The organism is Sedimentimonas flavescens (assembly GCF_025154035.1).
Taxonomy (GTDB): domain Bacteria; phylum Pseudomonadota; class Alphaproteobacteria; order Rhodobacterales; family Rhodobacteraceae; genus Rhodobacter; species Rhodobacter flavescens.
Window position 1 is genome coordinate 25649 of sequence record NZ_JAOALJ010000002.1, and the last position, 24080, is coordinate 49728.

Consider the following 24080-nt stretch of genomic DNA (forward strand, 5'->3'; position numbering starts at 1 on the left):
CGACAACACCCACGATACCCATAAGACCATTAGCCGCGGCAACTGCCTTGCTCCATCGTGGTAGTGACTGGCAATCTTCTCCGAACGACAAGGGGCCTACGCTCGGCTCGGTGAAGCCTCTGCGCGACAAAAATCGAGGATATGCGGTGCACACCCATTCGCACTCCCCACCCTATGCGTCATCACCCGAGGAGCAGGCTCGCCTGCTCGGGACCGACGCTGGCACGGGTCTGGCCCCCGAAGACGCCGCGGAGCGACTGAGCACGCATGGGCCGAACGCCCTGCGCCGCCAGAAGCCAAAGAGCGTGGCCCTGATCCTTCGTCATCAGTTCGCAAGCGTGATCGTCTGGCTCTTGGCCGGAGCCGCCGCAATCTCGTTCCTGTGGCGCGACGTGGCCGAGGGCGTCGCGATCATCATCGTCTTGCTGATCAACGGCATCATCGGCTTTGTCACCGAACTGCGCGCCGCGCGCTCGATGGAAAAGCTGATCCAGTTGAGCCGACTGCACGCGCGGGTCCGTCGCGGGGGCAGAGAGCGCATGATCGACGCCTACGATCTTGTCCCCGGAGATATCGTGGTCCTGGAGCCAGGCGATGTTGTCCCGGCGGACCTGCGCCTTGCCGCGGTCTCGAGCCTTGAGGCGGACGAATCCGTTCTGACGGGTGAATCGCACGCGGTTGCGAAATCCATCGAGGCGGTCGGGTCAGATGCGGTGCTCGGGGATCGCTTCTGCATGGCCTATCAGGGCACGGCGATCACGAAGGGCACCGGCGAAGGGATCGTGATCGCGACGGGCATGGATACCGAGATCGGTCAGATCAGCGAGATGGTCCAGAGCGCCTCGGGCGAGGTCGCGCCGCTCGAACGGCGGCTGGACATGCTCGGGCGCAAGCTGGTCTGGCTGACGGTCTCGCTGGCCCTCCTGACCATTGGCGCGGGCATATTGCGCGGTTTCGATATCGCGACAATGATCCAAATCGGCGTCGCGCTGGCGGTGGCTGCGGTGCCCGAGGGGCTGCCCGTGGTCGCCACCCTCTCGCTTGCGCGCGGCTTGTGGCGCATGAGCGCGCGCAACGCGCTGATCCGGCAGCTTTCCTCGGTCGAGACCCTGGGCGCCACGACCGTCATCCTGACCGACAAGACCGGAACGCTGACCGAAAACCGCATGACGGTGGTAGGCTATCTTCTGGACGGTCTCGACGTGACGCTCGGCACGCAGGACGACACCGGCGCGTTCGAGATCGCCGACGAAAGGCTTGCCTGGGCGCTACGGGTCGGCGCGCTTTGCAATACCGCCGAGGCTGGCGACGGACCGAGTGACGAGCGCGCTGGCGACCCGATGGAACTGGCGCTGATCGCCGCCGCCCGCGATGCGGGTATCGACCGCGCCGACCTGCGGCGACGCTACCCGGAGCTGACCGAACATGCCTTCGATCCGGCGCGCAAGATGATGGCGATGGTTCTGGAAGACGGTCGGCACCATTTGGTTGCGGTAAAGGGTGCTGCGGAAGAGGTCATGGCGCTTTGCACGCGCGTTTTTACCGCCGAGGGGGCGGAGGTCGCGCTTGAGGATGCTGCAAGGCAGGACTGGCAGCGGCGCATTACAGGGGCGGCGCATCAGGGCCTGCGCCTGCTGGCGCTCGCCATGAAGCGCGTACCAGGTGCCGGGGTCGACCCTTACGGCGATCTGACGCTGATCGGCCTCGTATGCCTGCGCGACCCTATTCGCGCGGATGTGTCCGACGCCGTGCGGGCAAGCCGAACCGCAGGCGTGCGGGTCGTCATGGTGACCGGCGACCATGCCGACACCGCCCGCGCGATCGCAAGCGCTGCGGGGCTTGGCGATGGTGCGCTTGAGGTGATCGACGGGAGCGCGTTGCGCGGGATAGATCTGGACACGATGAGCGATGAGATGCGCGCCCGCATCCTGCGCGCCGATGTCTTTGCCCGCCTCGATCCGGCAACCAAGCTGACACTGGTTTCTGTCTATCAACGGGCAGGCCACGTCGTCGCGATGACCGGCGATGGTGTGAACGATGCCCCCGCGCTCAAGAAGGCCGATATCGGCATCGCTATGGGCCTTCGCGGAACCGAGGTGGCCAAGGAAGCCGCGCATATGATCCTGCGCGACGACGCGTTCTCAACCGTTATCGCAGCCATGCGACAGGGCCGCGTGATCTTCCAGAACATCCGCCAGTTCGTCATCTACCTGATGTCGTGCAACGTCAGCGAGGTGCTTGTGGTCGGGCTGGCCGTGGGCGGCGGGCTGCCGGTGCCCTTGCTGCCTTTGCAGATCCTTTATCTCAACCTGGTGACGGACATCTTTCCAGCCTTCGCGCTCGGACTTGGCGCAGGCAACGAACAGGTCATGTCGCAACCACCGCGTGACCCGAAGGAGCCGATCATCGCCCGCCCCCACTGGTGGCAGATTGCCGTTCTGGGCGGCTCCATCACGCTGGCGACGCTGCTTGCCTTTGGCCTTGCGCTCTTTGCTCTCGAGCTCGCGCCGGCACCCTCGGTCACGGTAGCTTTCGTTACCCTTGCGCTGGCTCAGATCTGGAACGTCTTCAATGTGCGCGACCCCAGCACCAACGCGTTGAACAATGCGGTGACACGCAACCCCTATGTCTGGGGCGCGATCGCCCTTTGCCTTGGCCTTGTCGCATTGGCGCTCTGGCAGCCGCTTCTCGCGGAGATCCTCCAGCTTGATCCGCCGGGCAAGGCGGGCTTGGGCCTCGCGGTCGCGATGAGCCTGGTTCCGCTTGTGATCGGTCAGATCTGGATCCGCTGGATGCCCGGGGCACGCCATCGGACGGGACGCGGGGGGCAATGACCCGGGGCGGCGCCACCGAGGAGCCGCCAGCCCGCGGGCCAGACGTCATGACCAGATCCAGGGCACGAGGATCAGCAGCAAGACGACGCATAGCAGCGTCAGCGGTATTCCCGCCCGGATGTAATCGCGAAAACGATAGCGCCCCGCGTCGTAGACCAGCAGGCAGGCCGGTTCGAGCGGTGAGATGAACGAAAGCGACGCGGACAAGGTGACGAGAATGGCAAGCATTCTCGGGTCGAGGTCAAGCCCCTCGGCCGCCGCAACAGCGACAGGGATCACGGTGAGCGCGGCCGCCGCATTCGACATCGGCTGCGTGAGCAGGATGGTAATGAGACTGAATCCCGCCATGGCTGCGGTCGGACCCAGAGGGGCGCCGACCGCCACGATGTAGTCCGCGAGAAAATCTGCGGCGCCGCTTCGTTCCATGGCCGCTCCAAAGCTCGACATGCCGGCAATCAGCACCAGCAGGCGCCACTCGATGAACCGATAGGCCTGACTCATGCTGATGACGCCGGCAAGCACGACAACCAGCACCGCCGAAAGGAAGGCAATCGAGAGCGGGACCAGCCCCAATGCGCCAAGCGTGACCGCCGCGACCATGGCGACCAGCGTCGTGATCCCGTCGCGTCGGGTCAGGGCAACCTTGTCCACCTCGCTCAGGGCGCGCAGATCAGGGTCGCCGTGCAGCGCGGCCAGATCGTCCTCGCTCGCCTGCAACAAGAACAGATCCCCCGCCCGCAGGCGAAGGTTCTCGATCCGCACCGGCACCGTTCTATCGCGCTGATAAACTGCCAGGACAATGCTGCGGTACCGATCAAAGAAACCGATCTGTTTCAGCGTCCGCCCCACCAACCCTGATTGCGGGGTTACCACAGCCTCGAACGTGACCGGCGCCACCGCCTCGCCATGACGGTCCGAGAAGTGGATATCGGGCTCAAGTGCGAAATCCTTCGATTTCCAGAGCTTCAGGAACCCGTCTTTCGACGCGCGCACGATCAGTTCGTCCCCTTCCCGCAGCTTTCTGGAGGGATGAGGTCCGAGGCGCTCGGAGCCTCGCACGATCGCCAGCAGATCTGCGTCGAGCGCCTCAAGATCGACATCATGCAGGGGCTTGCCGATCGCCGCAGACCCTTCGGGCAGACAAAGCGTGGTAAAGAAGTGCCGCGTGTCCTGCGCGGATCGCGTCTCGACCGCGCGATGCTCGGGGAACAGGTAGCTCCCGGGTCCCACGACCCAAAGCAGACCGGCAAGTGCGATCACCCCGCCAACGCCGGCGAACTCAAAGATCGAGAACGGCTCCAGCCCGAGGCGGGCGATCAGGCCACTGCTGGCAAGGTTCGCGGAGGTCCCGATCAGCGTGCACGCCCCGCCCAGCATCGAAGCATAGGCCAGCGGCATCAGAACACGGCTCGGGCTCACCTTTGCCTGACGCGCGGTCTCGACGGCCGCCGGCATCAGGATCGCCGTGGTGTTGGTATTGCTCAGAAAGGCGGAGCTACCCGCACAGACGCCAAGGATCGTCAGGATCGAGAGGCGCTGGTTCTGCCCGGCGACACGATGTGCGAGTTGCCCCAACCCATCCATCACCCCTGCCTTCACCACCGCGCCCGCCAGAACCATGATCGCGGCCAAGACGATGATGACCTCGTCGCCAAACCCTCCGAACGCCTCGGCGGGCGTCAAGATCCCGGTGCCCACCAATGCGACGATCAACAGCAGCGCGACAATATCGACCGAGAGCCACTCGGTCACGAACAAGACCATCGCCACTGCCAGCAGCCCAAGAACGATTGCAATCTCTGGGGTCATGATCCGATCCTCAGCCCTGCACCGCTCTGATGCAGTGTTGCGCGACGTCGTTCAGGGTGGCGGGCTGGTGACGCCCCGATTTGGTCAGCATGATCGGGTCCTTGTTGCCGTGCACGCCCCGTGTGGCCGTTCCTCGTTGTCCTATCTATGCCAAGCCTCCAGCTTTTCGGCTACATCCGCAAGCATCATGAACCCGTGCGGGTTCAGGCGTTCCACCCAAAGCCGAGCATTGAACGCCTTCACGATCCCATGCGGACACTTCGCGAAAGGCGGTGTCCGCCGCCCGCATTCGTTGACCGCGGGCGAGCACCGCCCTCAGCCCATCTCCACCAATCGTTTCAGCAGGTCTGAACGTTTCAGCATGCCGACGAACTGCTCACCGTCGAGCACAGGAAACAGGTGGAACGAATGGGTGAGGAACGCCTCGGCTGCGTCGGTGATATCGGTTGAGACCGGGAGGGTCATGAGGTTGGTGGTCATGAAATCCGCCACCGTGCCCGTCCACTCCTGATAGTAGCTCGCGTTCAGTGTTGGACGAAAGCAGTCCTTCTGGCTCAAGAGGCCCTTCAACGCGCCGCTGTCGTCGATCACCGCAGCCGCTGCGGCATTCTCTTGCACCAGTATCGCGACCGCGCGCCGGATCGGCATATCGGGCTGCAGGACGGGCATGTCCCAAACCACGAGCATGTGCAGGGTTTCGTGCAGGCTCATGTCCGATCCTCCTCTGCGCGGCGATGCGGGCAGCCTTCGCAGGCGACATCCTTGAGACATGCCATCCCGCCGCACGATCCCTTGATCGGCCCGCGCCCGAAGGCCATCCCGAGCGCGAGCCCCCCAACGGCCAGAAGAACGATGCCAAGCGCCAACAGTAGTGCCACGGTCATTCCCTCACATCATTTGGCGGTCGAAGCCGCCGATCGTTTCGACCCGGAGCCCCTCGCCCGTCTCGATCAGGAAAAGCGCTGCGATACCGTTCCGGCGGGCGATTTCCGGTCCGTTCACGCCCGCCGCAACCAGCGCGGTTGCCCATCCGTCCGCAGCCATGGCCGAAGGATCGAGCACCGAAACCGAGGCAGTGGCGCCTTCGGCGGGGCGCGCGGTCCGTGGGTCGATGATATGGCCGTAGCGATTCCCCGCCAAACCGTAGCTTTGCGCGCGCAAGCCCGAAGTCGCCACCGAAAGCCCCGACGGCAGGCGCAGCCCCGCGAAAGCGCCCTCTGAGCTCGGGCGTGGGTCCTCTATCGCAACGCGCCAGTCGCGCCCTTCCGGGTGGGCGCCCGCGCTTTTCAGTTCACCGCCGAGGTCGATCAGGAAATCCGGATGCCCCGACTCCAGAAGATGCGCCGCCATCAGGTCCAGCGCGTAGCCCTTGGCAATACCGCACAGATCCATGGTAAGTCCCGGATCGCGCTTGACCAGAACATCCTCCTCGGCGCTCAGCCCTTCCCAATTCCCGGTGCCCGAGCCCGAGATCCGACCGAAACCCCACCGCGCCACGAGCGGCCCGACCGTCGGATCGAAAGCGCCCGCACTGCTTCGCGCGATATCGAGAGCAGCCCGGGTCACACGCCCCACCCCGGGCGAAACCGCAGCTTCGCCGTGACCGGTATTGAAGCGCGAAATCTCGCTATCCGAGCGCCAGGGCGACATCTGGCGATCAACCTGGACAAGCAGTTGCTCAAGCCCTGCGCGAAGACCATCCCCAAAGGAGCCGCTCGGCAGGGTGACGCGCCAGTGACTGGCAAAAGCACGGCCCTCCAGCGTTTCGACGGGTCTCGCGCCGGTCAGAAGCGCCGGGCCCTGAGCCCGGGCAGTGCCGGTGCAAAGCGCAGCCCCGGCAAGTGCGATCAACTGGCGTCGGGTCGGGCGGATCAGCATGGCTTAACCTCCAAAATCGTCGTTGTGGATCGACTGCGGCTCGACGCCCAGTTTGGCGAGCGTATTCAGAACTGCCGAAATCATCACCGGCGGGCCACAAAGGTAGTATTCGCACTCTTCGGGCGCAGCATGGCGCGACAGGGCCGCCCGGACGGTATCGTGGATAAAGCCGGTCGCCCCCGTCCAGCGATCGCCGGGTGCGGGATCCGAGAGCGCCGGCGTCCATTCGAAACTCGGATGGCTCGCGGCTATGGTCTCGAACTCGTCCACGTAAAACAGATCCGCAGCAGAGCGCGCACCGTAGAAATACCGCATGGGCCGGTTGTGACCCAAGGCGATCTGCTCATGGATCATCGCCCGCAGCGGAGCCATCCCGACGCCACCTCCGATGAAGATCATCTCGCGATCAGAGGGTTCGACATGGAAATCGCCGAAGGGGCCAGAAGCCTCTACCAGATCGCCGGGCTTTCGTGAGAACAGCCAGGAGGAAACGATCCCTGGCGGTATGTCGTGCTCTTGCCCTGCGGGCGGAACGGCAAGCCGGATGTTGAAAACCGCATGACCGGCATCCTCGGGCCGGTTGGCGATGGAATAGGCGCGCGCCACCTTCTCGTTCGAAACCGAGCGCATCTGGGGCCAATCCGCGCGCCGCCAGATCTCGCGAAAGTCAGCCTCCAGGCTGATCTCGCTGAAGTCCAGATCGTAGGGCGGTGCAGTGAGTTGCAGAAACCCACCGGCTCGGAACGCAAAGGGCTGCCCTGCGGGCAATTTCAGGACCAGTTCGCGGATCAGCGGCGCCAACTGACGGTTTGAGACCACCGTGCACATGAAACCACTCGCCCCGAGAAACTCGTCCGGCACGCTCACCGAACACGGGCCGCGCAGCGCCGTCTGACAGGCCAGCCGCACATGCGCCTTGCGCTCCGCCGCCGAGAGGATGCCCTTCTCGGTGGTTTGCGGGGAGCCGGCGCCCTCGCCCTCGACAACTACTCGACAAAGCCCGCAGGTGCCCGATCCTCCGCACGCCGCCGGAATGCCGATCCCCGCGCCGTGCAAGACCCCCAAAAGGCGATCGCCCCTTGCCGCCACGATCCGCTCGGTTCCGTTCACCGTGACCGTCATCGCCTCGGCGGGGATCAACCGACGCCGGGTGGCCTGCAAAGCGAAAGCCAGCATCACGACCAGCACGACGACGATAAACGTTCCCAGAACGATCTCGGTCATGACGCCACCATCTGGGCGAAAGCCGCGAAGCCAAGCGACATCATACCCGCCAGAATGAAGGTGATGCCCAACCCGCGCAGGCCCTGCGGCAGATCGGCATAGCTCAACCGAGCGCGGATCGCGCTCAGCATGACGACCGCGACGGCGAAGCCAAAGCCTGCGCCGACCCCAAAAACGGCGGATTCAGCGAGATCATAATTGCGCTCGACCATGAACAGGCTCCCGCCGAGGATCGCGCATTGCACGGTCAGCAGCGGAAGGAACACGCCGAAAGAGGCGTAGATCACCGGAAAGAACCGGTCGAGCACCATTTCCAGCATCTGAACGGTCGCCGCGATCACCCCGATGAACGCGATCAGCCTCAGATAGGACAGGTCGGTCTGCGGCAGGCCCGCCCAGGCCCAGGCGCCAGGCGCAAGAACCGCCGTGTAGATCAGGTGATTGAGTGGCACCGTCACCCCCATCACCGCGACCATGGCGATGCCCAACCCCAAGGCCGAGCCAGTCTTGCGCGAAAGCGCGATGAAGGTGCACAGCCCAAGGAAGAGGGTCAGCGGCATGTTCTCGACAAAGGCCGCGCGCAGAAAAAGGGCCCACAGCTCGCTCATTGGGACGCCTCCGGGTCATCTGGCGACAGATACTCCCGCGCCTCGGCCTGATCAGGAAATACGCTTCGGATCGCCCAGACCAGCCCACCGAGAAGAAAGAAGGCGGACGGGGCCAGAAGCATCAGGTTCAGCGGCGTAAACCAACCGCCCTGATCGACAGTCGGCAACACCTGCCATCCGAGCAGCGAGCCCGCCCCGAACAGCTCTCGGATGGACCCGATCACTGTCAGCGCGAGCGAATAGCCCAACCCGTTGCCCAAGGCATCGACCATGGATCGCAGCGGCGGGTTGTGGCGCGAAAAGGATTCAGTCCGCCCCAGCACGAGGCAATTGGTGGTAATGAGGCTGACGAAGACCGAAAGCCTCTGGCTGATCTCGAACAGATAGGCTTGCAAGATCTGATCAATCACGATCACCAGCGACGCCACGATGACGATTTGAACGATGAGGCGGATCGAGTCGGGGATATGCCGCCGTATCACGCTGATCAGCCCCGCCGACATCACCAGAACGACCGTCAACGCCCCGGACATCGTCAGAGCGGTCTCCATCGAGGTCGTCACGGCCAGCGCCGAGCAGATACCGAGGATCTGAAGGGTCACCGGGTTCTGACGCAGAAGCGGTGAGAACAAGACGCTGCGCAGGCTCGCGGGTGCTGACATGGCTCAGAACTCTCCGCGCTGAATGGCGTCAATCAGGCGGCCATAACCGTCTGGCCCAAGCCAGAAACGCATGATGTGCGTAATCGCATTCGAGGTGCGCGTGGCGCCGGTGATCCCGTCGACCTCATGGGCGCTGCCCGCACTCCCTTTCGCGACTGCAAAGCGCACCGCGCCGCTGGCATCCGAGACCTGCTTGCCGGGGAACTGGCCAAGCCAAGCGGGTTCTTCGATGCGGCCGCCAAGGCCGGGGGTCTCGGATTGTTCTGTGATCGCGAGACCGGCGACCGTGTTCATATCGGCCCGCAATGCGACGATAGCGTTGATCGGAGCGTTGTAGCCCGCCCCGCTGACCGGCAGCAGTACGAGAGACAGATCACCCGAGGCGTCGCGCAGGAAATAGACCTGCGCATAATTCGGACGCCGCCCAAGCCCGGCAAGATCCTGCGCCGCACTCAGTTCGGTCCAGTGTGCCGGATCGTCGAGCGCCGCTGCAAGCGTCGCCGGCGTCACATCCGCAGCCGCGCCGCGATTCAGATCGACTACCACGGTCGAGAGCACCCCGCCGTCCTGCAAAAGCAGATCGGACATGCCCGGGACGCCCGAAATCAGCGCCTCAAGCCGCGCCGCCTGCTCGGCCGCCCGGTTTGCTGCCTGGATCGGGCGCAGGATCACTGTGGCACCGGTGACCATGAGCGTGCAGACGAGCGCAACCAGAAAGGCCATCGCCAGCGTCTTGGCCCGGCTCTCGTTGGGCAGGGCCAGAAGTCGGCGCCACGCTGTGATCGGGTTCAGATCAACCATGTCGTTTTCTCCTGCGCGCAGCCCATAGCGCGATTGCGGTCTCATCGAGAAGCGGGGCAGCAAGCGAGGCCAGAAGTGCCGCAGCGACGGCGATCTGCGTTGGCGCCGCCCCATGCCAGCCAGTGGCGAACAGAACGATCAGCCCCGCATAAAGCGCACCGTTCAGCCACCCGCCGACCCGGGTAGAGGCGCTCGCGACAGGGTCGGACACCAGCAGCGCCAGCACAATCGCGGCCGCGGGCAAGGCGGCAGCCACCGGCGCACCCGCAATGTACGCCAGCGCCATGACCGACAGCGCGCCCAGGATCAGGCGCGGGGACATGACCCCGAAGATCACCCCCATCGCCAAAGCCGGCAGTGCGGCCCAGGAGACGGGCAGCACGAAATCGGGCCAGTGCGCGGCGGGAAAACCAAACCCCAAGAACGCCAGGGTCACGGTTGCGGGGTTCAAGACGTTGCGCCCCCACCCTCCGAAAACCAGCTCGGCCATGACCGAACCAAAACTGATCCCGAGGACAAGCTGAAACAGGCTCAGATCATGCGGCGCAAGCATTGCGACCGCGATGCCCGTCAACGCCCCCGCGAAGGAGGGCTGCTGCGCACGGGCAAGCATGAAGATGATATGCCACCCCCCCGAGACGAACAGCGTAAAGACCAGTCGCCAGAACGCCCCCGCGCCGCCAAACCAGAGCCAGGCCAGCGTCATCGGCATCATTGCCATCAAGAGCATGAGCGCCACCAACTCGCGGTCCCAAAGACCCCGCCTCATGCTGTGCCCTCCTCTTGCGCGATACGGTCGAGCAGCGAACGAAGCTGGTTGGCGAGCCGAGGCCGCGCACCGGTCACATAATCGGCCAGCGCCAGATCCTCTTCGACGAGCGACAGGCCGCCAAGCTGCATGAAGGCCTCGGCATCGCCTGCGGCCAGCGCGCGCACCAGCGCGGCGGCAGGAAGAGCGGCACCGCCCATTGACGCTTCGAGCGCTGCTGTTGGAATGATTGGCGCGTTATGGGCTGCGCGCGCCAGCGCCGCGCCGAACCAGTGCCGCCTCTGGGGCGTCGCCCCGCGCTTCAGCACCGTCACCAGACGATCCCGCGGACCGAGCCAATGCGCCGGACGCCCGTCAAGAACAGAACCGCTCAGCACATCATGGGGCCCGGCTTGAAGATGGGGCTGCGTCAGGCCGCGCAGATCCGCCCCCGGCTGGCATCGCACAAGTCTGGCCCCGCGCAACGCGTCTCCCGTCAAGGCAACCAACCGCGTGGGGTGGAGATAGCCACTTGCCAGCAAGTGCCCCAGATCGGCCACGTCTTCGGCAGCAACGTCCCACACCGGCGCCCCGATCCGCGCCGGGAAATGGCGATGAAGCTGAAAGCCCGCCATCCCCTGGGGGTGGCGCGTACCCGCTTGCAGCCGCGTGACATTGGCAGGGATCGCGCCTTGATGGCGAAATGTATGCGCTTCGCAGAAATAGATCGGTGCGTCGGCAAGGCGTCGAAGTGCTCCAAGCCCTCGCTCCAGATCCTCTTCGCGGCCCGCGACGGCCAGATCTGGCCTCACCGCGCCCGGTCTGCTGTCTGCGGCCATGACGAAAATTGCGGCCGGGCTTTCGTTGGGGCCCGGAGCGCGACCGAAGGGTCGACTGCGAAAGGCCCGCCACAGGCCGCTCTCGTGCAAGAGCACACGCAGGGCGTCCGCCTCCCCCCCAAGCGCATCGGCCGTGCCGAACCGATACCTGTCTCCATCCGGGTCGTGAAACAGAACGAGCTGCGTGAGCCGACGTCCTGGCGCCAGATCAATCCGGGCAACTCGTCCAGCCATCGGGGCTACGATCGCGGCGCCGGGCGCTTGCCGCAACCGCATAAGCGGCTGCCCCTGAGCGACCCGCGCATTCTCCTCCACGAGTAGAGTGACACGCAGATCATCGCCATGCTCCGGCATCAGCGCAGCTTCGTCGGTGAGACAAACGGACGGATCGGCCTGTGCCTCGGACAGACCGAGTTGCGGCAAGATCAGCCCTGCAGAAAAGCGAGATCCGAACATCTCCACTCCGTCTTCAACGTCGCGCGCCAAGTCCGCTCGGGTCCGATCATTGCAGGAATCGTCCAGCCGGGATAGCATGGAAACGCGATTGCAGGCCCCCACATCGACAGAAGGTAACCTGGCATGGCTCTGGAACTTAAAGATTTTTTTAAGATATTCCTTTTTTCTGCGTTCGTCTCGGCCCTGCCTGCCCCTTCCTGGGCACAAGATGCAAACACCATCTCTTCGTCAGAGATCAACGCGATCGCGGAGGAACTCGAGCTCTTCGTGATGCCCAAATCCGGGCCGTTCCAACCCGATCAGATCAAGATCGAAAATCAGGTGGCGATTGGAAACTGGGCCCGGTCCGGTCATTCGGACGCATCGGCGGAAGCTTTCGCCCATTGGAACGACACCGGGAAAATCCCACCCGCATGTTCGGTCTGCCATTCGGGAACCGGCTTTCGCGCCTTCCACGGTCTGGATGGCGCGTCGCCGGGCGTGCCTGCGGATCCGGTTGCGACGGGAAGTGTCGTCGATTGCGCGACTTGCCACAATCCTGGCCTGGCACAGGTCCGCGAGATCCGCTTCCCGAGCGGGATCATGCACCCTGTCGCATCTACCGCAGAAACCTCCTGCATGACCTGCCATCAGGGGCGCGCGTCGGGCGCGCGGATCAGCGACGCAGTCGCCTCGCGCGAGGCGGATCAGCCCAGCGCAGACCTGAGCTTCATCAACCCGCATTATGCCGTCGCCGCCGCGACATGGCTCGGCGGTTATGCGGGCGGCGGCTATCACTACCCCGACCGCAGCTACTCGGGTCGCTTCTTTCACGCCCGCCCCGTCGCGACCTGCGTCTCCTGCCACGAACCGCATAACCTCAAGGTCGCTGAACAGACTTGCCTGACGTGCCATGAGGACGGGACGCCGGAGAACATCCGGCTCTCGCGCCAAAGCTTCGACGGTAGCGGCGATCTGACGAAGGGTATCAAGGCGGACATCCAGGCGAATGCCGCACGCTTGCACACCCTGATCATCGACTATGCCGCCGCTGTGGCCGGAACGCCCATGGTCTATGATGGCCACAAGCACCCCTATTTCTTTGCGGACGCAAATGGCGATGGGCGCGCGGACGAGATGGATGGCAAGAGCATTGCCTACAATGCATGGACCCCGCGCCTGCTCCAGGCGGCCTACAACTGGAAGTTCGTCACCTCTGACGCAGGCGCCTTCGCGCACAATCCGCATTACGCGCTTGAGCTGCTCTACGATTCCACCGAAGACCTCGCCAAAGCGCTCGGTCATGATTTCGCCTCGTGGAACCTCGCGAGGTGAGGCGCACTCAGTTCGCATGGTCTCAGCACCCGCTTGGGGCCACCCCGGTCTGAATGCTGTGAAGTTGTCCCCTACTCCGCTCTGGGACCGGGGCGCGACGTTGACGCCGGACGCACGATGCTGCTGTCCGGCTTAACCACGACAGGTTAGGCGCAGTTCTGTCTGGCCGTCTCTAGATCGCTGCTATTCGGGGGCCGCTGCGGCAGCTAACCGGCTCCAACCGTTCCGATCAATTGAATGCCCTGTCGTGGCGCGAGCGCAGGTTTCGCAGCGCGAACGCGATCAGAAACAGCCCGGTCAGGATCAGCACGATCGTCGGCGCTGGCGCCGCGTCAAGCCAGAAGGACGCATATGTCCCGGAGACTCCCGCGAATACGGCCACCGCCACAGAGACCAGCAGCATGGTGGAAAAACGCCGGGTCAGCAGGAAGGCAACGGCACCCGGAGCGATCAGGTAGGCAACTGACAAGATGATGCCCACCGACGAGAGCATCGACACGATCGTCGCGGAAAGGATCGCCAGCAAGCCGTAATGCATCAAGCCGACGGGCAGTCCGATCATCCGGGCCTGAACCGGGTCAAAGCTATGGGCTAGAAAATCACGCCACTTGATCCCCAGGATCAGGGCAACCCCGCCAGAGATCAGCCCGGCGGTCCAAAGCTCACCCGCGTCCACTCCGAGCATGTTGCCGAACAGTATGTGGTCAAGGTGGATCGAAGCCTCGATCTGCGTGTAGAGAACGATACCCGCGCCGAACATTCCCGAAAAGACGATCCCCATGACGGTATCTTGCTTGATCCGCGAATGATCCGTGATGAAGCCCGTGAAAAGCGCACAAAGAAGCCCCGCAAGAAACGCGCCAATTATCAAGGGTATCCCCGCGATATAGGCCAGCACGACACCGGGCAGAACTGCGTGGCTCGTGGCATCGCCCATCAGCGACCAGCCCTTCAGGACGAGGAAGGCACTCAGCATCGCCGCCGCGGGTGCGATCAGCACCACGATCAGCAGCGCGTTTTGCATGAAGGGAAACTGGAATGGCAGGAGCAGGTCACTCATTGCGCTATGCCCCTCACGGCGGCTTTCGCCCGCGCCCGCGCAGCCAGCAACCCGTGTTTGGGCGCAAAGACCAGCACGGCTGCAAAGAGCGCGGTCTGCAAGCAGACGATCACGCCGCCCGTTGCCCCGTCGAGAAAATAGCTGACATAGGCCCCGAGAGCCGAGGTGATTGATCCGATCGCCACCGACAGCATCAACAACCGCGGGAAGCGGTCAGTCAGCAGGTAGGCGGTGGCTCCGGGGGTAACGACCAGCGCGATCACCAAGAACGCGCCAACGGTCTGCATCGCCGCAACCGTGGATGCCGAGAGCAATGTGAAGAACACCAACCTCAGCGCAGTGACGTTCAGGCCGATCGAGCGGGCATGGGCCTCGTCGAAGAACACCGCCAGAAGATCGCGCCATTTTGCAAGCAGCACGACCAATGACACGCCGCCGATGATCGCTAGCTGCAACGTGTCGCCGGGCGTGATCGCAAGGATATTCCCCATGATGATCGTCTGGATCGACACCGCCATCGGGTTCAGTGACACCATGAAGAGCCCGAGGCCGAAAAACGCGCTGAAGATCAGACCGATCACCACATCCTCTTTCAGGCCGGACCTTTGGCGCAGGAAGAGCATCGACAACGCTGCAAGCCCCCCGGACAGGAAGGCGCCGAGCGCAAAGGGCAGTCCCAGCATGTAGGCCCCGGCCACGCCGGGCACCACGGAATGCGACAGCGCATCACCGATCAATGACCAGCCCTTTAGCATCAGATACGCCGACAGAAAGGCGCAGACCGCCCCAACCAGCGCCGAGACCCAGATCGCGTTAGTCATGTAAGCGTACTGGAATGGCTCCAGCCAAGTCATGAACTGCGCTCCTTCACGGTTCGGGCGCGATCGTCGTAGATCACCAACGGTCGCTCATCGTCAGTGAAGATGTCGAGCTTACGCGGGTCCTCATCCGCGTGCAGCCGCTGCCCCTCCAGCAGGAAGTGCCGCAGCACGCCCCCGAAGGCTTCCTTCAGGTTCTCAGGGGTGAAGACATCCACCGTGCGCCCGTGCGCCAGCACCGTTCCGCGCACCAAGACAACGTGGTCGCAGAACTCGGGGACGGATCCGAGGTTGTGCGTGGCGACCAGCATGACCCGCCCCTCTTCGCGCAGGTCACGCAGCAGGGCGATGATCTGCTCTTCGGTCTTCACGTCTACACCGGTGAACGGCTCATCCAGCAGGATGACCTGCGCATCCTGCGCAAGCGCCCGCGCGAGGAAGACGCGCTTTTTCTGCCCTCCCGACAACTCACCGATCTGACGGCGGCGCAACTCGCTTATGTTAACCCGTGCGAGTGCCGAGGCGACCGCCTCATGATCGACAGGGCGCGGGCGGCGCAGAAAGCCCAAATGACCGTACCGCCCCATCATCACCACGTCCTCGACCAGCACAGGGAAGGTCCAGTCGACCTCCTCGGCCTGCGGGACATAGGCGACGGCCTGACGCTTCATCATCGCGCGAACCGGCTCGCCAAGGATTTCGATCGTGCCCGCCGAGACCGGGACAAACCCCATGAGGGCCTTGAAGAGCGTCGACTTGCCCGCGCCATTCACCCCAACCAACGCCGCGATCGTTCCGCGCGGAATGGCGAAGCTGGCGTCGCGCAGCGCGATATGGCCATTGCGGTAGATAACCGTCACGCCATCGGCGCGGATGCCGTCGCCCGTCATTCCTTCAATCCTCTTACGATCGTTTCGGATGTGACCCGCAAAAGGTCCAGATAGGTCGGCACCGGACCATCGGGTTCAGAAATGCTGTCGACGTAGAGCACGCCGCCATATTCCGCCCCGGTCTCTCGCGCCACTTGCCGCGCCGGTTTGTCCGAAACCGTGCTTTCCGAGAACACCACGGGGATCTCGTGCGCGCGCACCGTGTCGATCACCGCCCTCACCTGCTGCGGCGTCCCCTGCGCATCGGCATTGATCGGCCAGAGGTACGCTTCCTGCAGGCCGAAATCGCGGGCCAGGTAGGAGAACGCCCCTTCGGATGTCACAAGCCAACGACGGTTGGGCGGCAGCGCCCGCGCGGCCTCGCGCAGCGGTCCGATGACCTCCGCGATCTGCAACTTGTAAGACTCGGCATTCGCCGCATAGGTCTCGGCATTGGCCGGGTCCGTCTCGCTGAGTGCATCACGGATATTGTCGATATAGACCTCGGCGGAATCGAGGGCCATCCAGGCATGCGGATTGGGCTTGTCCGCATAATCCCCACCAGAGATCGCTATCGGCACCACACCATCGGAGACTGTCGCGGCGGGAACGTCGCGCAGGTTAGAGAAGAACTGCTCGAACCAGCGTTCAAGGTTCAGCCCGTTCCACAAGATCAGGTCTGCGTCCTGCGCCTTGAGCAGGTCGCGCGGAGTGGGTGAATAGTCGTGAATCTCGGCGCCGGGCCTGGTAATCGAGACGACCTCGGCCGCATCGCCAGCCACATTCTGCGCCATATCCGCAATGACCGTGAAGGTCGTGACCACCTTGAGTTTGTCCTGCGCGCTCGCAGGTCCGGCAAGTGCCGTCAGTGACAGGCTCGCAATCAATCCAAGTACCGCACCTTTGCCGATCATTGCCGTCTCCTACTCCGGTTCGCCCCAAATGCATTTAGGAATGATTTGCAACTGTCAAGAGGAATGCAAATCATTTGCATCTGGCACTTGCATGCCTCCCACAAAATGCGCGAAAAAAAACCATGAACGAGATCGCCCGCCGAACCGAGAAACTCACCAACGCTCTGCGGAAAGCGGGGGTACGCATTACGCGCCAGAGGGCCGCGCTGCTGTCCGTTCTGGCGCAGGCTGAAGACCATCCCGAAGCGGTCGAGCTACAGCGCCGCGCAGAAGAGGTCGTGCCCGGCATCTCCCTTTCGACTGTCTACAGGACACTGACCGAACTGGAATCGCAGGGCGTCATACTGCGCCACCAGTTCGCAGGTGCGCCAGCACGGTTCGAGCACAGCGAGACAACCCACCACGATCATATGATCGACGTGGACACCGGCGAGGTGGTGGAATTTTCCAACGACAGAATTGAACGCCTTCAGGCCGAGATCGCAGAAGCGATGGGTTACGAGATCGTGCACCATCGGCTTGAACTCTATGTGCGCAGGAAAGGCGCGGCACTTACCGCAGAGTGACGCGCCGCGTTGCGAATTAAGGCCAATCTTCTGTGCATCGCCCCGAGTTTCTCAGGCGCCCTCTTTGCCAGTGCCGAGGCTAAGGGGCGATGATTGGCTTGGGGGACTGCGGTGTCTTCAAACGCGATGCGGTGGAGCAGGTGTCCGAACGGGGTCATGTGATCGAAGGCCGGTAACCACCATCCTGCAACACACCCAAGCCCGCATATCCGCGCGCGTGCGGGAGGCGCGGATGAAAGCATCCACGATCTGCGTCAGAGATATACGTCCAAAGCGGTCGCTTCGGGGATACCTGTTCAGATACTCGCGCTGCCTCCGGGTTGACGCCAGACCCAGGCCTCCATGCTTTGCGCGCACCCGACCGGTGATCGCGCAAGGCAGGCACCAACGGGCCGTCAAGTAACAACCAGCTATCTGGAAACGCCTTGAAGTGTCAGCGCTTTTACCGAGCCCCTCACCGGCACCGCCAAGGCTCTATTCGCCCGTAAGGTCCTTGAGCAACCCGACCGTTTCGCCAAGGTCGCCGCGCGACACCACATTGGCGAGGCCAACACGGTTTTCCCGGCCCACACCATCACCCGATGGATCGCTGGCATGCTTCCCTTGATCGAAGCCGTCAGCGATACTCTCGCGGGTGAGATCTCCTAGTGATGTGCCGTCATCAAGGCCACGCGGGTCTTGAGCGTAGACAGCGGTGGTCATCGCCGCAACGATGCCGCCAATAAGCAAGATACGCATTCCAAATCCTCCCCCATACCAAACTTAATGCCGCACAGGTCACCATAGATCTCGGGCAAAATCAGCGTTCCATGCTCCACCTACAATGGCCCGCTTCGGATGCCTGCCAGCCAGGCTCTCAAACAGAAGCGCCAACGGTCCGAGCCTCCCCTTGGGTTGACCCCGGGGGCGACGCAGCCAAGGGTGCGGCGACGGATGAGCCACGCTCTGTGGTCGATCCCCCGACCCCGAACGCGCGCGTTTCTCGGCGATGCGCAACCGCTTTGGGGTCGAGGCCACGCGCTATGAGACCATTCCGCGCCAACCAAACCACGTCGGCCGCGACCTGCGTCGGGTAGCGTCCGGAATGTCAGCCGAGCGAGCGACGCCACCGTTCAAACTCGCTGACCGAAGGTCTGCTGGATGGCTCGGCGGCAGAGATGTCGGCCAACGAGCCATTCGATCCTGAACCGCGCTTTCCAAACAGCGCTGTCAGCCTGTCAGCCTTCGCCGCGCGAGTACGCTGTGGACTGCGATAGCAACAGCGTAACAGCTGATGATAATCGCCATCACCAATGCGGTGCCACCCATCGCCAGCGCGGCCAAAAGCACTGGTGTTCCAGCAATGTTGCCCAGATTCCCCATCTGCGCCATCACACCGTTCGCCATAGCCTGATCGCCCGGCGTGACGTTGAGTTGCGGGATGGCGGCGAAGCTTGCCCCCTGCACCAGCCCTAGGGATCCGATGAGGGCGATACAAAGGGCCGGCGAGACCGGCAAGGCGATCAACAGCATCGCGACCAGCCCTCCGACAGCGAAGCCGATCTGAACGACGGTGACGGCGGGAAGGAAGCGCAGAAGGCCGACACCGAGCGTCATACTGATGGCAATTGAAGCCAACGGCATCGCACCAGCCACGAAAGCACGATCTGCCGCAGCAACACTTTGGGGTAGTACGGTCAGCAACGCGACAAATGTGAAGGTGTAGAACAGCCATCCGAAAGCAGGCGCGCTTATGCGAGGCGAAGCGTAGGCCGTCCAGTGCCTGTCAAGAATGTCACGCGCGCCTTTGGTCGCTCCGCCTGTGCCGCGCGCCTCCGAGGTCGCGCCATTATCACGCGGCAACAGCCAGAGCAGCAAAAGCCCGACCAGCGCTGTGATCACCCCGTGCGCGACAAACAAGCTACCCAGACCGTAGACCTGCACTAGTGGCAGCCCAATCCACGCGACCAGAGCAAAGGCGACGCCAAAGAAAGTACCCCATAGAGTCATGGCCCCGCCCCTCCAGGCAGGTGGCGCAAGCGTGCCGATCAATGTAGGGGCAGCGACCACAAGGCCGAGATGCGAGGCCCCCTCAAGCACGCGGGTCACGAGCAGAAGCGGCAATGGCGGCAGGGTGGCCTGGAACATTGACAGGAGCGCGCCCAGAGCCAGAGATGCGAGTAGCACTCTTCTTGCGCCGATCCGCGCCACCAGCAGACCCACGATCATTCCGAGGGCAATGCCAAGCAGGCTTATGGAAGACAAGGCGAGCCCAAGCAAAGAGTTGGAAGACGGGTAGGCTTGGCGAAGCTCGACAAAAGGCACCGCGATCTTCGCAAACTGCGCGGCCGCACAAAGCCCTGCTGCCCATAGCGCGACAATTAGAACCGCTGTTCGTGGGTTCAGGGCCACGGGCGTACTGGCATCCGGAGATGAACGAGCGGAGTGCGTTGATCGGCGCAAAGCGGGAATCTCTTAAGAAACGGAAAGAGGATATGTCCAGCACCCTAGCGTACGCATGCGCGCGCGGCCATCGCTACAAATGACGGCCGTTCGCCCCTTGCGCGGCCTAGGGCCGCGCGCAACCCGAAGCGGGCCACCCAAGCTCGACGTTTCACTAAGAGGTGCTGTCAGGCGAATGCAAACCCGTCTCGGTGCTCCAGCCTTGGCTATGTGTCAGGCGGCAAGAAGGCCGCGCCACTCAATAAGAGCTGCAGTACGGTTAGCCCTGAACAGGGATGGACTTGAGAGACCGCGGTCCTGGTTGGCGTGGTTGGAGGCGGAGGCGCGAACCGCTGCTAATTCCTGTAGCCTCCGACCCGCCGAAAACGGAGCATCGCCGTGAACAACCCCGATAGAATCTTCCCCAGACACCGCCGCTCCCCAAAAGGCGGCGTTCCTTTTCGGAAGTCATAGGTATGACCGAAAGCAGCGTGCAGGCGGCATCTGAAGCCGTCAGAGCGACATCAAGTAGGGGAACAATAGAGAGGGCAGAACCCAAACCCATCAAGCTATTCACTTAGCATCTATAACTTAGACGGGACCTATGGCGGGCCGAAGCGACGAAACTGAGAAGGACACCTACGCCCTAGCCCTACACACTGATTGATTTGTGCATTCCGTAACCTGTCGATGTCATGACAGTTTGAAGGCACGGGGGATCTAAAGGTTTTCCGGGGCATTTCGTTGGCGCGCGACGTGGGCAAACTTCTGGGCCGTCGAGAATGTGAACAAGACCAGTATCTTCCGAGCGAAGATGTATGCTGGAGCGTGATCAGAACTACTGCGGCAACGCGCACCAGTTGATGATTTCGGAGACAAGATCATCCAGTTCTTTTGGCTCCGGAGCACGGCGCAGGGCGCATCCGACATAGCAGTCATAGATGATATTGGCTCGCGTTGCGGCCACCACGGGGCTGTACCCCATGTCACCGAGCAGCGCCGTGACGTAAGCTACGCGCCGCCGGTCGATCCCCTCCACAGCAGCGCGTGGCAGGGGGTCGTTTTCCGCCCAGATGCGCATCCTCCGTTCGATACGCTCCACCCTGCCGAACGACAGATACAGCAGTTTCTCTAGGGCCGTCCTGGGGTCGCCCGGCATTTCCACCGCAAGAATGACTCGGTCCGTCGCCTGTTCCTTCCAGCGGTCGATCACCGCGGCATGGAAATCGGTCACATTGGAAAAATGGTGATAAAAACTGCCCCGCGTCACCCCCTGCGCCTTTGACAGAAGATCGGCTTTAAGTGCCTCGTGACCATGCGACGACAGCGCCTTAAGCCCAATTTCCACCCATTTCTCCGCCGTCAGACCAGATGATCGCCCCATACGCGCCCCCCGAACATACACTACTGTCTTTACCTTGCGCTGGAAATACCTTACAAAACATTCACTACTGTATGTTTGGATTTGCACATGCCTTTCGATCTTGCCGCCCTGTTCATTTGTACCGGCTTGACGCCTGTCGTGCTATTTCACCTCTACTGGGCGTCCGGCGGGCGCAAGGGGGCGGATCTGGTAATTCCGACACGCCCGAAAGACGGCACTAAACTGTTTGAGCCAAAACCTTTGGCGACCCTTTCCGTCGCCGCATTTCTGGTCGCGATGGGGCTACTGGCGGCGAGCAAATGGTTTGGCCAGCCGCTGGTGGTGTCCGCACAGGTCCTCTCGTGGTTACAGATGGGAGCCGGAGTGATCTTTAGCGCCCGCGCACTGGGCGACTTTCACCACATCGGCTTTTCGAAGCGGGTGCGCGGCACCCCGTTCGCCTGGTGGGACGATCGCCTATTCTCTCCATTCGTGCTGATGATCGGCATCGCCTTTTTCATTTTGGCATGGGAATAGCGCCTCATGGTCGTCCCCTTTGCTCTCTGGCGCAAAACCGATCTCGACTGTGCCGCAGCTCTGGCCGGTTTCCCCTTCCACTACGGCGATACACTTTCGATCCGATTGTCTTCGGAGGACACACGCACTCTTGCCGAGTTGATGGCAGCCCGGGGTACGGGCGATCTTGAGATGCATCTTGCGCGATTGCGTGATTTCGTCGTCAGGCCCTTCGGGTTGAAGCCGATCGGTTCGGTGGCCATGGCCCCTTTCGACCAGAGGCAGATGGTTTCCGGTCATGCTGTCTTCGGCGTGGATGACAAACATGTCGACTTTCGCCTGATCTACAGTCTCGAAGACGGCCCTGCGGGCCGGACCCTCCACGCAACATCACTGGTACAGATTCGGCATCCTCTGGGAGCTGTGTATCTCGCAACCATCCTACCGGGGCACTTCTTGATTGTCCGGCGGCAACTGCGCCGCATCGCGCGGGCTTTCCTGCATGAACCTCTCTCACAATAAGGGCGACAAAGAATGACTGACATCACATCCCGCATTTTGGCCTTGGCGCCGGGGCTGCAACTTGTTTCGCTGGCCACGGTCACGGATCAGGGGGAGGCCTGGGTCCGGTTCGTCGCAGGCCGGATGTTTCCCGATCTTTCGATATGGTTCAGCACCCACCTGAGTTCGCGCAAGATTGGCCAGATCAGGGCCAATCCCTCCGTACATGCCACGTTGGGCGCATCCGACTTTAGCGCGACTGAATGGTTGCAAGTACAGGGGAATGCACTCATTTCTACTGATCAGCAGGACCGCGACAAATTCTGGTTCGATGGGTTGCGTGCTTATATCTCAGGTGTGAACGACCCCGACTATGCCGTGGTCAAGATCATTCCCCGGCGCATTGAAATCGGCTCCATGACACAGGCTCCAGTCGTCTGGTCGGCCGAATAAGGCTCGGACATGAGCGCGGATGGCCGCTATCGAACACCAGCGCCGTACTCCAAAATCTATTAGACCTTGCTCACGACTTGGATAAATCAGTTCCGAAGAGTTGGACCACTATGCGTCCCTTTTGGGAAGCCAAGGCCAATCGAAATCTTAGTCGTGCGTGATTGGCGGAGGAGGTGGGATTCGAACCCACGGAGGGCTTTCACCCTCGTCGGTTTTCAAGACCGGTGCATTAAACCACTCTGCCACTCCTCCGACGCCCTTCGCGTAACGCCCTTCACGCGATTCTGAAAGACCCGGGCTTACCGTTTTCCGCTTGCGGTCGGTTGGGCCGCTTTTCATGCCCGCGCGGACGGGGTAAAGTCCGCTCCAGTTCAGGGACGCGCATGATGCGCGGCGCGAGGCGGCCACGAGAGCCGGGGCAGGGCTCTGACGGGCCGGAGATGAGACGCGGCAACAGCCGCGCAGGAAGGGGCATGATGCGCAAGGGATCGTTGTCGCGATACGTTCTGATGCTGGGAACGGCTGTGGCGTTGGCGGGGTGCCAGATGGGCACGGGCGCCGACCCCGAGGAGGCGCCCGCCGATGGCACGCCCCCCGAAGCCGCCGCCGTCCGAACGGTCGAGCGTGACGTCGAAGCGCCCAAGGTTTTCTCGGTCGAGGATCAGGGGCTGTGGGACGGACGCCCCTCGCTTGGGGGCGTTTGGGTTGCCCATGCCTCGGTGAAAGATCCCGAGCGCGTCGTGGTGCGCAACCTTTCCAACGGCAAATCGGTGAACTCCGCGTTGTTCCGGCGCGAGCGTGAGAATCCCGGCCCCAAGATCCAGGTCTCGTCTGATGCGGCGGCGGCACTCGGAATGCTGGCCGGGGCGCCTGCAAAGCTTTCCGTTGTGGCCCTGCGTCGCGAGGAGGTACCGGTTGAGCCTGCACCAACGGCCACCGCCACGCCCTCGGCCAAACCGGCGGCCGATGTGAAACCCGTGCCCAAGCCCGCCGCCGCGATCACCGCCACGGCCGCCGGGGCCATCGCGAAGGCCGAGGCAGACCCGAAAGCCAAGCCTGCCGAACCCGCGAAGGCGGCGACCCCGCCGAAACCGGCAGCACCCGCCAAGGCGACAACCGCAAAACCCGAGGCCGCAGCGACCGCTCAAGCCAAACCCGCGACCCCCGCTCCCGCCGCACCCGCAGGCAAGCTGCTGGTTCAGATCGGCACCTACAGCAGCGAAGCCAATGCGCAGCGCGCGGCAGGAGATCTGCTCAAGAAGGGCGTGAAAGACGTCGTCATCCGCAAGGAAGTCGGCGCGATCAAGACCGTATGGCGGGTCGTCGTCGGCCCGGTCGCCACGTCGGCCGAACGCGACAAGCTGCTGGCCCAGCTCAAGGGCTTCGGTTTCACCGACGCCTACGCCGTCTCGAAATAAGGAATACC

Annotated in this window: 24 protein-coding genes and 1 tRNA gene; 7 read left to right on the forward strand and 18 right to left on the reverse strand. The window is 63.0% G+C overall.

What is annotated here, in order from left to right; all coding sequences use genetic code 11:
- Window positions 1–146 precede the first annotated feature (146 nt).
- The gene (locus tag N3C64_RS03385; protein WP_260011875.1) at window positions 147–2834 is read left to right on the forward strand and encodes a cation-translocating P-type ATPase; all 2688 of its coding nucleotides are present in this window, start codon (window positions 147–149) and stop codon (window positions 2832–2834) included.
- Between the two features lie 45 nt (window positions 2835–2879).
- On the opposite strand, the gene N3C64_RS03390 is transcribed toward N3C64_RS03385, so the two are convergent.
- The 10 genes from N3C64_RS03390 to N3C64_RS03435 form a co-directional block, all read right to left on the reverse strand.
- Window positions 2880–4643 carry an SLC13 family permease gene (locus tag N3C64_RS03390; RefSeq protein WP_260011877.1) on the reverse strand — a complete coding sequence of 588 codons (1764 nt, stop codon included), beginning with the start codon at window positions 4641–4643 and terminating at the stop codon, window positions 2880–2882.
- 315 nt (window positions 4644–4958) lie between these two features.
- The gene (locus N3C64_RS03395) at window positions 4959–5354 is read right to left on the reverse strand and encodes a CBS domain-containing protein (RefSeq protein ID WP_260011886.1); all 396 of its coding nucleotides are present in this window, start codon (window positions 5352–5354) and stop codon (window positions 4959–4961) included.
- Window positions 5351–5527 (reverse strand): (Na+)-NQR maturation NqrM, encoded by a 177-nt coding sequence (locus N3C64_RS03400; protein ID WP_260011889.1) that lies wholly within the window; start codon window positions 5525–5527, stop codon window positions 5351–5353. The genes N3C64_RS03395 and N3C64_RS03400 overlap by 4 nt, the downstream gene beginning before the upstream one ends.
- 4 nt (window positions 5528–5531) lie before the next feature.
- Entirely contained in the window at window positions 5532–6521 is a 990-nt protein-coding gene (locus N3C64_RS03405) for an FAD:protein FMN transferase (RefSeq protein ID WP_260011891.1), read from the reverse strand.
- Between the two features lie 3 nt (window positions 6522–6524).
- Entirely contained in the window at window positions 6525–7745 is a 1221-nt protein-coding gene (nqrF, locus tag N3C64_RS03410) for an NADH:ubiquinone reductase (Na(+)-transporting) subunit F (RefSeq protein ID WP_260011894.1), read from the reverse strand.
- On the reverse strand, window positions 7742–8353 hold the full coding sequence (nqrE, locus tag N3C64_RS03415; protein ID WP_260011896.1) for an NADH:ubiquinone reductase (Na(+)-transporting) subunit E: 612 nt from the start codon (window positions 8351–8353) through the stop codon (window positions 7742–7744). Before nqrE ends, nqrF begins: the two co-directional genes overlap by 4 nt.
- Window positions 8350–9015, reverse strand: a complete 666-nt coding sequence (locus N3C64_RS03420; RefSeq protein WP_260011898.1) for an NADH:ubiquinone reductase (Na(+)-transporting) subunit D — start codon at window positions 9013–9015, stop codon at window positions 8350–8352. Before N3C64_RS03420 ends, nqrE begins: the two co-directional genes overlap by 4 nt.
- Before the next feature lie 3 nt (window positions 9016–9018).
- Complete coding sequence (locus N3C64_RS03425; RefSeq protein ID WP_260011900.1) at window positions 9019–9816, reverse strand: FMN-binding protein; 798 nt, start codon at window positions 9814–9816, stop codon at window positions 9019–9021.
- A complete protein-coding gene (locus N3C64_RS03430; protein ID WP_260011902.1) occupies window positions 9809–10585 on the reverse strand; it encodes an RnfABCDGE type electron transport complex subunit D in 777 nt (258 codons plus the stop codon). The genes N3C64_RS03425 and N3C64_RS03430 overlap by 8 nt, the downstream gene beginning before the upstream one ends.
- Complete coding sequence (locus N3C64_RS03435) at window positions 10582–11859, reverse strand: Na(+)-translocating NADH-quinone reductase subunit A (protein WP_260011904.1); 1278 nt, start codon at window positions 11857–11859, stop codon at window positions 10582–10584. The genes N3C64_RS03430 and N3C64_RS03435 overlap by 4 nt, the downstream gene beginning before the upstream one ends.
- A 270-nt stretch (window positions 11860–12129) precedes the next feature.
- Between N3C64_RS03435 and N3C64_RS03440 the strand changes: the two genes are divergently transcribed.
- On the forward strand, window positions 12130–13173 hold the full coding sequence (locus N3C64_RS03440) for a cytochrome c3 family protein (RefSeq protein WP_260011906.1): 1044 nt from the start codon (window positions 12130–12132) through the stop codon (window positions 13171–13173).
- A 229-nt stretch (window positions 13174–13402) separates the two neighbouring features.
- Here N3C64_RS03440 and N3C64_RS03445 read toward each other — a convergent pair whose 3' ends face one another.
- Genes N3C64_RS03445 through N3C64_RS03460 form a run of 4 tightly spaced genes read right to left on the reverse strand, consistent with a single transcriptional unit; the run spans window position 13403 to window position 16834 of the window.
- Complete coding sequence (locus N3C64_RS03445) at window positions 13403–14233, reverse strand: metal ABC transporter permease (protein ID WP_218631474.1); 831 nt, start codon at window positions 14231–14233, stop codon at window positions 13403–13405.
- Window positions 14230–15087, reverse strand: a complete 858-nt coding sequence (locus N3C64_RS03450; protein WP_218631475.1) for a metal ABC transporter permease — start codon at window positions 15085–15087, stop codon at window positions 14230–14232. Before N3C64_RS03450 ends, N3C64_RS03445 begins: the two co-directional genes overlap by 4 nt.
- Window positions 15084–15941 carry a manganese/iron ABC transporter ATP-binding protein gene (locus tag N3C64_RS03455; protein ID WP_260011910.1) on the reverse strand — a complete coding sequence of 286 codons (858 nt, stop codon included), beginning with the start codon at window positions 15939–15941 and terminating at the stop codon, window positions 15084–15086. The genes N3C64_RS03450 and N3C64_RS03455 overlap by 4 nt, the downstream gene beginning before the upstream one ends.
- Window positions 15938–16834, reverse strand: a complete 897-nt coding sequence (locus N3C64_RS03460) for a metal ABC transporter substrate-binding protein (protein WP_218631477.1) — start codon at window positions 16832–16834, stop codon at window positions 15938–15940. Before N3C64_RS03460 ends, N3C64_RS03455 begins: the two co-directional genes overlap by 4 nt.
- Window positions 16835–16956: 122 nt before the next feature.
- Here N3C64_RS03460 and N3C64_RS03465 point away from each other — a divergent pair, with 122 nt between their 5' ends.
- The gene (locus N3C64_RS03465) at window positions 16957–17400 is read left to right on the forward strand and encodes a Fur family transcriptional regulator (RefSeq protein WP_218631478.1); all 444 of its coding nucleotides are present in this window, start codon (window positions 16957–16959) and stop codon (window positions 17398–17400) included.
- Window positions 17401–17874: 474 nt separating this feature from the next.
- On the opposite strand, the gene N3C64_RS03470 is transcribed toward N3C64_RS03465, so the two are convergent.
- From N3C64_RS03470 to N3C64_RS03480, 3 genes are all read right to left on the reverse strand, one after another.
- Window positions 17875–18138 (reverse strand): hypothetical protein, encoded by a 264-nt coding sequence (locus N3C64_RS03470; protein WP_260011914.1) that lies wholly within the window; start codon window positions 18136–18138, stop codon window positions 17875–17877.
- Window positions 18139–18609: 471 nt separating this feature from the next.
- Window positions 18610–19791 carry an MFS transporter gene (locus tag N3C64_RS03475; RefSeq protein WP_260011917.1) on the reverse strand — a complete coding sequence of 394 codons (1182 nt, stop codon included), beginning with the start codon at window positions 19789–19791 and terminating at the stop codon, window positions 18610–18612.
- An 868-nt stretch (window positions 19792–20659) separates the two neighbouring features.
- The gene (locus N3C64_RS03480) at window positions 20660–21169 is read right to left on the reverse strand and encodes a TetR/AcrR family transcriptional regulator (RefSeq protein ID WP_260011919.1); all 510 of its coding nucleotides are present in this window, start codon (window positions 21167–21169) and stop codon (window positions 20660–20662) included.
- Between the two features lie 123 nt (window positions 21170–21292).
- Between N3C64_RS03480 and N3C64_RS03485 the strand changes: the two genes are divergently transcribed.
- Genes N3C64_RS03485 through N3C64_RS03495 form a run of 3 tightly spaced genes read left to right on the forward strand, consistent with a single transcriptional unit; the run spans window position 21293 to window position 22654 of the window.
- Complete coding sequence (locus tag N3C64_RS03485; protein ID WP_260011920.1) at window positions 21293–21721, forward strand: DUF3995 domain-containing protein; 429 nt, start codon at window positions 21293–21295, stop codon at window positions 21719–21721.
- Window positions 21722–21727: 6 nt separating this feature from the next.
- Window positions 21728–22222, forward strand: a complete 495-nt coding sequence (locus N3C64_RS03490) for a DUF2867 domain-containing protein (RefSeq protein ID WP_260011922.1) — start codon at window positions 21728–21730, stop codon at window positions 22220–22222.
- A 12-nt stretch (window positions 22223–22234) separates the two neighbouring features.
- Window positions 22235–22654, forward strand: a complete 420-nt coding sequence (locus N3C64_RS03495; RefSeq protein WP_260011923.1) for a pyridoxamine 5'-phosphate oxidase family protein — start codon at window positions 22235–22237, stop codon at window positions 22652–22654.
- A gap of 162 nt (window positions 22655–22816) precedes the next feature.
- Here N3C64_RS03495 and N3C64_RS03500 read toward each other — a convergent pair.
- Window positions 22817–22906 (reverse strand) — tRNA-Ser (locus N3C64_RS03500).
- A gap of 257 nt (window positions 22907–23163) precedes the next feature.
- Here N3C64_RS03500 and N3C64_RS03505 point away from each other — a divergent pair.
- A complete protein-coding gene (locus tag N3C64_RS03505) occupies window positions 23164–24072 on the forward strand; it encodes an SPOR domain-containing protein (RefSeq protein WP_260011930.1) in 909 nt (302 codons plus the stop codon).
- The last annotated feature ends 8 nt before the right edge of the window (window positions 24073–24080 follow it).